General features: G+C 57.2%; 9 protein-coding genes and 1 pseudogene. 1 reads left to right on the plus strand and 9 read right to left on the minus strand.

The genetic code is table 11. The annotated features are described in order from the left end of the window. The 8 genes and pseudogenes from FHT76_RS30290 to FHT76_RS30325 all read right to left on the minus strand — a co-directional run. A pseudogene (locus tag FHT76_RS30290) lies at window positions 1-81 on the minus strand (GNAT family N-acetyltransferase); the annotation flags it as partial. A gap of 133 nt (window positions 82-214) precedes the next feature. Continuing rightward, on the minus strand, window positions 215-1483 hold the full coding sequence (locus FHT76_RS30295) for a hypothetical protein (protein WP_183864627.1): 1269 nt from the start codon (window positions 1481-1483) through the stop codon (window positions 215-217). Between the two features lie 84 nt (window positions 1484-1567). After that, complete coding sequence (locus FHT76_RS30300; protein WP_183864626.1) at window positions 1568-3577, minus strand: acetyl/propionyl/methylcrotonyl-CoA carboxylase subunit alpha; 2010 nt, start codon at window positions 3575-3577, stop codon at window positions 1568-1570. 86 nt (window positions 3578-3663) lie between these two features. Further along, complete coding sequence (locus tag FHT76_RS30305) at window positions 3664-4371, minus strand: hypothetical protein (protein WP_183864625.1); 708 nt, start codon at window positions 4369-4371, stop codon at window positions 3664-3666. Between the two features lie 89 nt (window positions 4372-4460). Further along, the gene (locus tag FHT76_RS30310; RefSeq protein WP_183864624.1) at window positions 4461-5396 is read right to left on the minus strand and encodes a DMT family transporter; all 936 of its coding nucleotides are present in this window, start codon (window positions 5394-5396) and stop codon (window positions 4461-4463) included. 312 nt (window positions 5397-5708) lie between these two features. After that, complete coding sequence (locus FHT76_RS30315; RefSeq protein WP_183864623.1) at window positions 5709-6791, minus strand: TfuA-like protein; 1083 nt, start codon at window positions 6789-6791, stop codon at window positions 5709-5711. Continuing rightward, the gene (locus tag FHT76_RS30320) at window positions 6775-8004 is read right to left on the minus strand and encodes a YcaO-like family protein (RefSeq protein WP_259130404.1); all 1230 of its coding nucleotides are present in this window, start codon (window positions 8002-8004) and stop codon (window positions 6775-6777) included. The genes FHT76_RS30315 and FHT76_RS30320 overlap by 17 nt, the downstream gene beginning before the upstream one ends. Then, window positions 8001-8294 carry a hypothetical protein gene (locus FHT76_RS30325; protein ID WP_183864621.1) on the minus strand — a complete coding sequence of 98 codons (294 nt, stop codon included), beginning with the start codon at window positions 8292-8294 and terminating at the stop codon, window positions 8001-8003. Before FHT76_RS30325 ends, FHT76_RS30320 begins: the two co-directional genes overlap by 4 nt. Window positions 8295-8697: 403 nt before the next feature. Here FHT76_RS30325 and FHT76_RS30330 point away from each other — a divergent pair, with 403 nt between their 5' ends. Further along, window positions 8698-10266 (plus strand): class I adenylate-forming enzyme family protein, encoded by a 1569-nt coding sequence (locus FHT76_RS30330; RefSeq protein ID WP_183864620.1) that lies wholly within the window; start codon window positions 8698-8700, stop codon window positions 10264-10266. Here the strand turns inward: FHT76_RS30330 and FHT76_RS30335 are convergent. Beyond that, window positions 10261-13500, minus strand: a complete 3240-nt coding sequence (locus tag FHT76_RS30335) for an AAA family ATPase (RefSeq protein WP_183864619.1) — start codon at window positions 13498-13500, stop codon at window positions 10261-10263. The genes FHT76_RS30330 and FHT76_RS30335 overlap by 6 nt on opposite strands. Between the last annotated feature and the right edge of the window lie 16 nt (window positions 13501-13516).

Consider the following 13516-nt stretch of genomic DNA (forward strand, 5'->3'; position numbering starts at 1 on the left):
GGCCCGCGGTCCCTCCAGCTGCACGGTCATCACTTCCAAAGGCTTGCCAGCCTCAACGGCAACGGCGGCGCGAACGTCCATGTCGAGTGTCTCCTGCTGATTTGATTGCACGGACCTTTGCATGCACGGCGCGGCAGGCTCAAGGAAAAACTGTCCTTGAGTGGACGTTTCAGCTTCGAATGGACTGATTGCGTCAGCCACTGCACAGCGTGCGTCAGAAGAGGTTTTCGGTTGCGAAAATAATGGCATAGCCATGAACGGCAATCGCCGCGTAAAGACCGAAAGCAACCAGCATACGCTCGCCATCCTTCATCTCTTCGAGCATCTGGCGCGGCTTGACAGACCCGCCACTGACGAGGCTGACAAGCGTGAAGACGAGCAGACCGACCGTCAGCATTTTCGCAGGCAGACCGATCTCGAATCCGATCCCCAGGATGCACACTGTCACGACGAAACTGGCGGCGATCTGCGACGTTCTCGTGCGGAAGATTTGCCGGAGAACCTGACCTCCGTCGAAACGATGCATCGGCAGCAGATTCAGTAGATTGAAGGCACCGAGGATCAGAATGAAGACGAGCAGGGGCGCACGCGATGCGAAAGGCAGCAATCCCGCTTCGGAAAGCTGCGTGGCAACCGCAAGAATCGGCACCAGAAACGCTGACATGCCCGCGCCCATCAGCGCGCAGGTCGCCACTTCGAATAGCGACCGGTACGGCCTGCCGCCGATGGCGATGCCGCCCAGAAAGGGCACAAAGATCATCCTCACGGATGCGTGGCCGAACATACGGTAGGCCGCCATGTGCCCAAGCTCATGCAACGCAATCACCAACGTCAGGAAGGTCGAGAGCATCAGGCCACCGGCGTTGAGCCCGAAGAACGGCCACAGCAGCAACGTCGACAGAACCGCAAGTCCACCTTGCACCAAGGGCAACTCGAAATAGCCCTGCGGCAAAGACTCGCCCGTTTTCAACCATTCGTCCAACGCTTGCATTTCACGGCGAAGAACAAAATAGCGAAACAGGAGAAAGGCCAATCCGCGATAACGGTCGGTCTGCTCGATTTCCAGCAGCGCGCCCTCGGGTGTCGGCCGAATGATGCGGCGCTCCCGGTAGTGATTCCAGAACGCGGGATCCAGCGTGCTGTCGTCGATGATGCGCGACTGGAACCCATGCGCATTCGTCGCAACGCGCGGCAATGGCTCGAGGACGATGAGCCTGCGCGACGGGGCGCCGTTCTTGTCGAGATGCCGATAGATCTGCTCCACAACGCCGCCGCGATCAACAAGCGCGCGACTGCTGATCACCGAATGGTGCCAGGAAGCATCAGGACCGGCGGGATGCATCGCCTTCCACAATATATCGGGAGCACATTGATAGAGCCGGCTGAGGCGGATGGTTCTGCGCCCAAGCGGAGCGCGCATCAAAAGCCAGAGAAGGCCTAGATTTATGATCAGCAAAAGGATTGCCGATTGGAGCGCCGTCATTAGCTACCTCCGCCCGGCGTCCTGCCAGGGGGCTCACCATAGGCAGCCGGCGGTTAACAAAAGTTAACTGCCGCGGCGACCGTGTCAGGCAAACTCGAGGATCACCGCGTCGACCGCCAGGCTCTCTCCCGGCTTGGCATTTATCTTACTGACGACAAGATCGCGTTCCGCGCGCAGCACGTTTTCCATTTTCATGGCCTCGACGACAGCCAGCGTTTCACCTGCCTTGACTTCCTGGCCTTCGACCACGGCTATCGAGACCACGAGTCCGGGCATCGGGCAGAGCAGGAGCTTCGACGTATCCGGCGGAAGCTTGACCGGCATCAGCTTCTCAAGTGCGGCATGACGCGGCGTCAGCACCTTGGCTTTCAGCGATATGCCTTGCCAGTCCAGCCGAAGGCCGTTGAGAACCGGGCGGATCTGCGCAATTACGCTTTGGCCGGCGATCTTGCCGTGCCAAACGGCGTCGCCAGCTCGCCAATCAGTGACAATGTTCGAAACCTTGCCTCCGATCTCGATATCCATGTCGAATGGAATTGTCACGAGACCGTCCACCAGCCGTGCATCCACATAGCTGTCGCCCAGCCTCACTGTCCATTCTTCCCGGCTAGCGCCGGATTGGGCACGCAATCGATCGGCGAAGCGCTCCCTGCGGCTGGACTCGATCAGGGACGCCGAAAGTGCGACTGCCGCGAGAAAGCCCTCTTGGTCGGCATCCGGCGTCGCGGGGGAAAATCCGTTCGGATACTCCTCGGCGATGAAGCCCGTCGACAGACGTCCCTCACGCCAGCGGGGGTGCTTCATCAGTGCCGCAAGGAAGGGGACGTTGTGTTCGATCCCATCGACAACGAAGCCATCCAGTGCCTCGCCCATCTCTTCGATCGCCTCCAGGCGTGTCGGCGCCCAGGTACAGAGCTTTGCGATCATCGGGTCGTAGTACATCGAAATCTCTGCGCCCTCAAAGACACCCGTATCGTTGCGCACGATAGCGTTCCCGGACCGGCCTTCGGCAGGCGGACGATATCGCGTCAGGCGACCGATCGAGGGCAGGAAATTGCGATAGGGATCCTCGGCATACAACCGGCTCTCAATTGCCCAGCCATTCAGCTTTATGTCGCTCTGCGCGAACGGAAGCCTTTCACCGGCCGCGACGCGGATCATTTGCTCGACCAGGTCGATGCCAGTGACCAGTTCCGTCACCGGGTGTTCGACCTGCAGGCGTGTGTTCATTTCCAGAAAATAGAAGTTCCGGTCGCGATCGACGATGAACTCCACCGTGCCGGCGCTCTGATAGTCCACCGCGCGGGCGAGCGCCACAGATTGCTCGCCCATCGCCGCACGTGTCGTAGCATCCAGGAAAGGCGAGGGCGCTTCTTCGACGACCTTCTGGTTACGGCGTTGGATCGAACACTCACGCTCGCCGAGATAGACGACGTTGCCATGTGCGTCCGCAAGTACCTGGATCTCGATGTGACGCGGCTCGACGACATATTTCTCTATGAACACGCGATCGTCGCCAAAGGAGCTTTTCGCCTCGGAACGCGCTCTATCGAAGCCGTCGCGCACTTCCGCTTCGCTCCAGGCGATGCGCATGCCCTTGCCGCCACCGCCGGCGGATGCCTTGATCATAACGGGATAGCCGATCTCGGCAGCAATCTTCTCTGCGTGCTGCGCATCGTCGATCACACCGAGATAGCCAGGAACGGTGGAGACATTGGCGGCGTTGGCGAACTTCTTCGACTCGATCTTGTCGCCCATCGCCATGATCGCTTTCGGCTTCGGACCGATGAAGACGATGCTTTCCTTCTCCAGCGCTTCACAAAACGACGCCCGCTCGGAGAGGAAACCGTAGCCGGGATGGACTGCTTGCGCGCCAGTTTGCTTGCACGCGGCGATGATCTTGTCCGCCACGAGGTAGCTTTCGGCGGCAGCCGCGGGACCGATGTGAACGGCTTCATCCGCCATTTCCACGTGGAGAGCATCCCGATCCGCATCCGAATAAACCGCAACTGTTGCAATTCCCATGCGGCGCGCGGTCTTGATGACGCGGCAAGCGATCTCGCCGCGATTCGCGATCAGGATTTTCTTGAACATGAAGACTCCACCCAAAACATGCGTTCCGGAGTTTTTACGCATAAAACCCCGGAACGTACAATCGGCGTAAAGAATATCAGTGGATGTCAGGCGACGGCAGTTTCGCTTCCGAAGGTATCGTCGACGATCCTCAGCCAGCGGCTTCGCCGTGGGGGCCCGGCATACTCGACGAGATGGAGCGCCGCGAGGATGTCAGCCCAACGCGGATGATTTCCGGCTGGGAGCGTTTCCTCGGCGATTTGCATCAGCACGCTCCAGGTCAGCGGCTGAGCATGGATGACGCCAGCATCGCCTGTGCCACGGAGAACCCGCGTTACATAGTCGATGTCCTGACGGGTGATGCCTCTGCGGTCAACTGTGCGCGACAGCTTGTAGCCGCCAATGCCTTCTGTCAGTGCGAGACGCAGCTGATCGAGCGCGAAGGCACGCAGTTCATCCGGCACATTCGCGGAAATCTCCATTGCGTGCAGAACCAGCTCTAGCTCAAGGGCCGAGTTGACCACGCCGTCGGTCGAGACCATGCGCATAAGCCAGGCCACGTTTATCTCGTCGAGAGACCCCTGCGGGTAGGTGTAATTGACGATGAAATCCGCGAGCTGCTCGACGAAGAAGCAGTTCCACTCCGGGCATTTCTCTGGGCAGGAATTGTTCAGCGCCAGCATCGCGACCACGTCGTCCGAGGTACGTATCCCTTCCGGGAAGGTGTGCTTGCGCAACAGACTGATATCTTCGGCCGTCAGCCGATGCTTCCCGGCAATCACACAGGCCGGAAAAGCGAGACGGAATTCGCTCATTTTTGTCTCCAGAACCTCATCATGAGGCCGAAGGCCGTTCTACCGCGAGCGAATTGATGATCCCTCAATAAGCAGTGTTAACGCCGTGCTCAATCGGTCACGACATTTTTAACGGTGGCGCCTGCTCGGCGCTCCCGCCAGATGATGAAGAGGCCTGATGCGACGATGATCGCGATGCCGATCCACTTCGAAAGGTTCGGGAAGTCGCCGAACAGCGCATAGCCGAGCACCGTCGCAGAGATGATCTCGAAATATTGGAAGGGTGCAAGCAGCGACAGAGGCGCCAGCCGGAAAGCTCGTACGATGATCATATGGGCATAGCCAGAAATCGTCCCAAGGATCAGCAGCAAAGCGAGAGCTAACGCGGAGGAGGGCAGGGAAAGCTGGAAATCACCAACTCCGAGCCCATTGCCCACCATCAGGGCCGCCGCCATGAAGGCCGTGCCGCCAATGCCCGCCATGGTCTGCATCGTCAGCGGCGAATCGGCGTTCCCGATTGCGCGGTTCAGGAAGAGGTAAAGCGAATAGAGAAACGCGCAGAAAACGGGCAGGAGCGCCTTGAGGCCAAAGATCTCGTAGCTCGGCTGGATGACGATCATCGCGCCACCAAACCCGACGACAATTGCCATCCATCGTCGCCAGCCGACCTTGTCGCCAAGGAAGATTGCCGAGAGTGCGGTGAGCATCAGGGGCTCGACGAAATAGATCGCAAACACATCCGCAAGCGGCATGTATTTCACGGCAACGAAGAAAAGCAGACTGGCTGCGCCATGGAGGATGCCCCGCAACAGATTCATCCAGGGGCGCTTTGCATGCAGCGCCTTGCGACCGAAGATTACGAACAGAAACGGAAGCGTACAGACCAGCTGGAAAAAGAACCGGTAGAACGTCACCTGGCCGGGCGACATGGACTCGAAGGTCGCCATGTATTTGGCAATTGCATCCATCGCCGGCAGCACGAGCATAGCGCCAGCCATCAGGGCCATGCCCTGCAGAGGATTTTGGTGTTCCGGGGGATTGCGCATCGGTGAGATTCTATTCGGGTTCAGGCGGCTATACCGAAAGTTGCCCGCTTGGTGAAGGGAGCATCTGGCGACGGAACTAAATCGCTCGACCGCCCACGAGCGGGAAAACTGTTCCTCGGGCGGCAGGTCATAAGCGCGTCAGGAATCTATCCAGATTCGTTGTAGATGAATCATTTTCAACGGAAGCTGAAATAAGAACACCGCTGGAGGCCATCGAAGGGATCGTTGGTGCACCAATCGGAACAAAATTGCGATCCCAAGTGAAGCACGGAAATGTGGGGTTCGCGAACTCTCGCCCACGAGCGGAAGGTGCTAACTCATTTTTAGCCTGGAATGAACTAGTCGGTGAACCAACTGTTCCGCTTCATCAGAGGACCGTTCGACGCGAGCCAGCTCCTCCAGCATGCGGGACAAAGTATCGATATCGAGATTGCGGGATTTCATCCAAGGTCCGATATCGGCTTGTGGCACTTGCTCGAGGAAGCAGTTGACGGCCTCACTGAGCGAGTGAACAGGGACTGGACCCTGGGTAGCCCGGTCTATCGCCAAAGCAGCCGCGCCTATGGCAGCTGATGCGGTTAACCCCGCGGCCGTATGCGAACACAACTGGATCAAGCCATCGGCACTGCTGTTCCCGAGCGGCATTGTTGCTGCTGTGCATTGTACAAGCTGCGCAAACGCGTCCGTAAAGACGAATTCCGAACTCGCGCGTCGGTTCTCACTAGACAACTGCTGAAGGTCGGCGGTCGCTCGATCGAGGCATGCCATCGCGTCGATTCGCTTTTGATCCAACCGTCCACTCGGCAACCAGCTTGCCAACCTCTCCGCGCTGGCGCGATCTGCCTTGCGGTCCAGCCCGCCCAACAGTCGCCGGAAGCTGCGTTCTGGATAGAAGGTCGACTTGGCGCGATCAATCAAGAAGTCGGCAAAGTCGTTCTCGACCACCCCGGAACACACAGCAGACGACAAGGTCGATCGAATGTTTACGAGTGGCTCCGAAAGCGGCTCATAGTATAGTTCCTCCGGTCCATGGACCAACGCGACTTCGTCGTCGCGCTCGAGCTCTCCCGACTCGAACCACTCGAAGATCACCCCTACGCCGACCATGCCAAAGCGGCTCAATTCTGCGGCGCGGAGAGCCCCGATTGAAGCAGCCCCATATACCGCAATTCCATTGTCAATCGCCCACAATATCTCCTTGTGGTGTACTGCAGGCACGTGCTCGAAATAGCCGTCGATCAAAATGATGGCTCTTGGACCATCGACGGCAGCCGCTATGACGTCCCCTTGCGCGGCAGGCGGGCGGTAGTCGAAATCGACACCGTGATATGCCGGACGATCACGTCCAAGCGATGGGCCCACAAACACCGGTACTTTGTTAGTTGTGGTGGCCATCGCCACCTCCGAAGGCGACCAATTGCCTCGCACGTTTTCCCGCTACATAACCGGGCGCGTCGCACGAACCTTCAAGCCCGGGCACAATAACACGCACCACTGCAGCAGGAATGCCGCTATGGGATAGATCAATCATAAGAGGTTCGTCGATCCCAGCAAGTTTCATTCTTTCCAAGAGGTGGTCGAGCGCGTCGTCGATGCTGGCGAAATCCGGAGCACTTGGAATGTCGGCAAAGGCCTTGGCTGCGCGGGTTGTTGCTTCGTTAGATGGGGGCCGTGGGGGGCCGTGCAGGAACATTTCACGTGTCAGGTCATCCCGCGTTCCAGAAATCATCGTCAATCTGCTTTGGACTGCCTCTAGAATTGCTTTCCCTAGCGCAATCACACTTATCGGATGGCATGCGCTGCCGGCAGCAGGACCCACGCTCCGGGAAGTGCAATGATCGGACCGTATCTCGCAAAAGAACGCAGGTACGCCAAGATCACTCGTCATATCCCACACATCGGTTCTCGTGCCAGACCGGCGGAGTGTGTTCAGCACGTCAAAGCACCACGGGTCATTGACCGATTCCAAATCGACGGCCGTTGCCGGTACCCCCGGGCCTCTGGACCGCCACAAGGTGAGGGCATCCCTCTCGATCAATTCGGCTATCGCATGGACCGCAGCTTCCTTGATCGTGTTCCCAGATGCCAGTCCTCCCGACCCAATCAGCAAGCATTCAAGGTTTGCCGGAAGCGGTAGGGCATAGTCCAGATGAACTGTCTCAAATGGGACCCATATTTTCTCACCGCTGATCATGCCTGTCGCGCTGGTCCACAGGGTGCGCCGGTTTTTGGACGGAAGCGCTTCAAAGATTCTGGGCAGGATATCCAAATCAACCACTCGGCCTTCATCGAACAGTTCATTGAAGGATGCATATCTCAGATCGATTTTGGGGTTCTCGGCGCAGTGGCGTTCAAGTGCCTCCATCACGGCGGAAGTCTTCGCCTCGGTCAGTGTTCCGCCTTTGCCGTGACACGTTGCAAGCGAACGAGCGTTTGGTCTGTAGGCGACAGCAACAGGCAATCCGATGGAATCGAGACCGGTAATATCGGCTATGCGCGAAACACCGATTTCGCGCAAGAATGGAATCATCCTGGCCAGGGTCTCAGCGGGGTGAATCTCGCGTATAAAGCGAGTACGTGACCGCGCTTCTATAGCTTCCGCCGTCACCGAACATGGAACTTTGTAGACTGCTTCAAGCCTTCTATGTTCACGAGCCAGCAGGTGCCAAGAGGCTTTGGCTTATCTGGTGGCAGCTTGTTGGGAACGGCTGCGAGCAATACGCCGCACTGCAGAAGATCGCGAACAACCTCCCAACCTTCATGGGACCAGAACGTCGCCGTGTCGATGCGGTATTCGTCACGATCCCAAACATCCCGTGGAATAAACAGCACAGTTCCATCACCGTTGGCGATTATGAGATCGTGGTTAAAGCTTTCGTTGTTTTCATCTTGAGACATAGCTTCCTCTCTCCCTTGCGAACCTTGATACTGATCTTGAGCATCGCTCGTATTGTCAAAGGGGATTCCAAAGTCGGATGAAACGTCAAAGATTACCGGGTTGAACGGGCTACTGCCTTAGATCAACGCGCAGTCTATTTCGAGATGCTTCGCCTCACACTACTTTCGGTAGTCGTTTCCACGCGCTGTAACAAGCGGTTGGAATCTTGGGCTATGCTTGGCTTGCGCACGTCTTCACGTTGAGTATCCTGAGATTGCGCCCGACAGCTGCGATTGGCAAGTACTACATTTCGCCTATCTAATATAAATCTCGATGTCTCATCATTTGCAGCGATTGACCATGTTGCTTCGGCATAGCGCCACGTGAAATGAACGAGAAGCTGGCCTTCAAATGGGAGGAAGTATGCTCACTTTTGGGGAACTGATCCGTCGCAACGGTCTATATTGGGGCCACAAGGACGCATTCGTTGAAGCGGACCGGCGTCGCAGTTGGCACGAATTCCATTCCCGTACTGATGCACTAGGCTTCGCTACGCGTCGTTTGGGAGCTGCCGCCGGTGATCGCGTCGCTATACTGTCAGCCGACTGCATCGAAGTCGCGGAGACATTCGGTGCATGCATGAAGATCGGAGCGGTAAGGGTTGGTCTGAACCCTCGTCTCACTCAGCCGGAAATCGCAGCGCTTGTCGCGGATTGCACCCCTACAGTGATCTTTGTTCATCGCGATTATCTTGATCAGGCGGAAAAAGCAGCGTTCGCGATGCCGGCAGGCCGAGGCGAGGCGCGTATTATCGAGTTCGGATCACCGGCCAGTGAATACGAAAGGCTGATCGCTGCCGAAAGTGATCAGCCAGAACTTGTCCAAACCCCACATCCGACTGCGATGATTGCTTACACCACGGGATCGACAGGGCTTCCCAAAGGAGCTGTCTATCCGCATGGGGCCTTCCTTCAGTCGATCTTATACACCGCCATGTTGGAAGGGATTGATCCATCGACTCGCTGGCTGCACACGATGCCTGCGGCCGGCGTCCCATTGATGCATATGGTCCGCAACCTGTTCCATGCTGCAGCCACCGTGATTGTCGGGCCCTGGTCGGCGGAACATGCGCTTTTTTTGATCGGGCGCGAACACACAACCAATGTCGTCCTCGTTCCCACAATGCTGAATTCGCTGCTCGAATCGAGTATGTTGGAACGCACTGACATGAGTTCGATGCGATTGTTCGGCTACGGCGCTTCTCCGCTCCCTCCCAAGACGATCAAGAAAGCCATGAAGGCTTTTGGCAGGCCGTTTCTACAGATGTTCGGCACTACGGAGCTGATGGGCATGTCGATGATGCTGTTTCCGTCAGATCACGAGCTTGGCATCACCACTCGCCCGGAGATACTGGCTTCCGCTGGGAAGCCTTTGCCGTTCGTCGATGTCAAAGTCGTGGATGGAGATGGCTGCTCACTTCCGCCCGGCGAGACGGGTGAGCTTATAGTCCGTAGCGACACGCAGTTCTCAGGCTACTGGAACGCGCCGGAGAAGAACGTTGAGGTCATAAAGGATGGGTGGATATATACCGGTGACCTAGCAAGCCGAGACGAGGCCGGCTACGTTTATCTCAGCGATCGCGCCAAGTTCAGAATTAGGAGCGGGGGCTACGACGTCTTCCCAACTGAGATCGAAAACGCTTTGGCTGAGCATCCCGCGGTTAGCGAGGTTGCCGTGATAGGCTTGCCGGACGAACAGTACGGTGAGCGCATACATGCAGTCGTAACTACTGTTCCCGGAAAAACCGTTACTTCAGACGAACTGCGTGAATTTTGCAGGAATAAAATTGCCGCGTTTAAGGTCCCAAAGTGTATCGATATCTGGACAGAAATCCCAAAGGGGCCGACTGGGAAGATTCAAAAGCGAGCGATCATCGAGCATTTCACCAGCGAAGCGGCCTCAAGGCCGGCGTCATCAGACGATAAGTCATAGAAGGTTTCGCCGTCTGCACGACGCAAGCAATAGCTGAATTATCGCTGGCTGATCGGCTTCTGAACTCACTGAGAGTCTCTCTACCGCTATTCGTACACGTTCTGGTAACTCTTGCTGAGTCTCACGCAAGAGACGGCAGCACAGTGCTCTCACCCTATCGCGGTCTTCGTGGGCAGTTGTCAACAAGACCAGGAGGGCAGTCCATTCAAATGGATACGCAATTTTGGACTTGTCAAACTCCCGGAGGGCGCGCTCCGCTTCCAAACGGGCATCCTCCGGTCGACCTCTTCTCCAGTGACCCCACGCAAGGTTTGCGCTGGCGAGACCGACATATTCTGACATCGCCTCGATTCTAGCCGTTTCCATTGCTTCCCTGGCTGATGCAACAGCGGCGTCGATCTCACCTTGCAGTCGAAACGCCAAGCTTAAATACACACGACAGCGGAGCTCAATCGCCTTGTGGCCGGACCGTTGAGCTGCTTGCATTCCGCTGGTCAGGGTGCGCTCGGCGTTCCGGAGTTTGTTGCTGTGTAGATATGTAAAACCCAGGATGAACAACGACGACGAGATGGTAGCGAGGTTGTTGGTCAACTTGGCAGCGTTCGCATAGTTCCGCGCATGCTTGATGGTGGCCAAAGACGTGCGATATCGCTGGAGCCGCAGGTCTCGGAGGACGGACTGATTGAAGAATTCTGCCAGTTGTTCGGCTGAGCAGACATCCAGTCTCGGGGAAATTCGGTTCAACAGATTGCTCATCTCGCTGCCGTTGCCGCTCCAGTAGTTGGCGTTGCATCTCGAAAGCTGAACTTCGATCCACTCGCGTAGCGCATCTTCGGTCGAAGCATCCGGGAGCTTGTTGAGGACTTGCTCCGCCTCTTCGAGTACTTGCAACGCCCGATCTCGGTCTTGTTGGAGAGCTACCCCCAGCTTTCGGAGCAGGCGGGCCCTTTGAAGGGGCTCGTTTGGCGCGAGCTCCATGGCCTCGCGCAGGGCCAATTCCGCTTCGTCGATATTGTGCGACAGGAACAGCACCTCGCTCAGTTGTTCAAGCAGCGATATCTTCAGGTCGGCCGCGAGCGGCTTCGAACCGTCCTCCGCTAGGCGCAAGTGTTGCAGCGTCTGCCGGAAGTACGAAATGGCCTCCTTATTCGCAAAATTTGCCTTAGCGAGGGTGGCTGCCTGCGAGTAGTACTCAAACGCCTTAATGTCGTTCCCGCCGGAGGCCCAGTGATGCGCGAGAACGTGAGGTGACCTGCCTGCCGAATGGGTATTCTCCAAGGCGACAGCGATCTGGCAATGCACAGCCTTCCTCGCCTTAGAGAGCATGCTTTCGTATATCGCATCGCGCATCAACGAATGCTTGAAAACGAAATGGCCAGCCCTTCCTTGGTCGGCCTTCACGACCTGAGCGCTGATCAAGTGGCGCAATGCGTTATCGACTTCAGATCCACGATACCCAAGCGCCATCTTCAATACATGGGAAGAAAATTCCCGACCAATCGCTGCCGCCGTCTGTGGTATTTCCATCTTCATCGGTAGCCGGTCTATCCTTGCGATGAGCGAGTCGTGCAAGGTCATCGGGATGGACGTCACATGGAGATCGCGCCCCTGGCTTGCGTGAGGCAGTTGATCGCCGTCCATCACCGATTTCACGAGTTCTTCAACATAAAGAGGAACGCCGTCGGAGCGGTCCGCGATGGCGGCCCGAACCGGTTCGGGTGTATCGGCACTGCCTGTGATGGCCTCAATCAGCTGGTTCACTTGGCCGTACGAGAGACGCGGGACGTCAACCACTTCATCGAATCGCATCTCGGACAGTTGCGGCGTGGCTTCACTGCGACACGTAAACACTGCGAGAGTGTTTCGCCTCGCAGGATCATCAATGAACCGCTGAAAAAATTCGAGGGTACTCGGGTCTGCCCAATGGAGATCCTCCACGACGATCAAGAGTGTTCGAAACATGGAAATTGTATCGAGCACCGACCGGATCGCACCGAACGTCCTTTCCTTCCGTCCCCTGGCCGTCAGTCCGGCAAAATGAAAGTCCGGATCACCTGAGAGGAGCCCGACGAGGACTTGGGCGGCGTCACGACGTTCTTGGCTAGCGTCTCTTTCGAGCGTCTGAAGCGGGGCAGACGAGCCGACATTTCCCTCGGGCAGGACAGAGCGCCGGAGCTGGTCGAGCACCGGAAACAGTGGCTCGTGGCTATGGAAGGGTGAACATTGAAATTCCATCAGCACGGAGTCTCGACCTGGTTCCGCGTGCGTCAGTACTTCGGAGACCAAGCGCGACTTGCCAATCCCCGGCTCTCCTTGAACAAGCACAGAGCGCTGACCGCCGATCTTTGCGTCGTCCCAGAGCCGCATCAAAGCATCGAGTTGTTCACCGCGGCCGAAAATGGGCGTGTCCCAGTGGGCAATGCGCTCTACAGTTCCACGCAGCCTAATTCCATCGACACGCCAGATTCTTACCGACGATGAAATCCCCTTCATTGTCCGAAGGCCAAGGTCGCTATAGACGAACTCCTCGCCAGCCACAGCACGGGTCTCATTGGTAACAACGACGGTGTCGGCTTCCGCTTCCGATTGCAGGCGAGCAGCAAGATTGGGTGTTCGGCCCACGACCTGATCCTTGAGGCTGAGATTGTCACCTTGAATATCGCCGACGATCACTGAGCCGGTGGCAATCCCAATGCGCGAGGACAGCCCTAGTTCTCTGACCCCCTTGCTGAGCTCAAGCGCCGCCCGAACGGCGCTTTCTGAGTTGTTTTCTCGCGCATTGGGCCACCCGAAATAGGCCATTACGCCGTCGCCCATAAACTGGCTTATCGTCCCGCCATATTTCCGGACCACTCTGACTGACGTCGATTGGTAGCCGGCAACGATGTCGCGCAACTCTTCGGCGTCTAGCTGTTCCGACATATGGGTGGAACCTACAAGGTCGCAGAAGAGCACTGCTAGGTTTCGTCGTTCCGCTCTTCCGGCCTGGCGGGGTGCTGTTCCCGTATGATCACTTTGATCCGATATAGGAACAACCCGAGACGGTTCGGCACCGACCTGCTTCGCGGCAACAATCAATCGTCGCCGGTCGCCGACGGCTTTAACCCCAATTTCGCGAAGATCGCTACTGGTTAGGTATCCAAGCACTCCGAAGTCAATGTTGTTTTCCTCGAACCGGTCGGCATATTCCGGTAAGCCTATCTGCTCGAGCCATTGTCGGAGCGTAAGCGACATGGGCGTCTCCAATCGC

Source organism: Rhizobium sp. BK176, assembly GCF_024808055.1.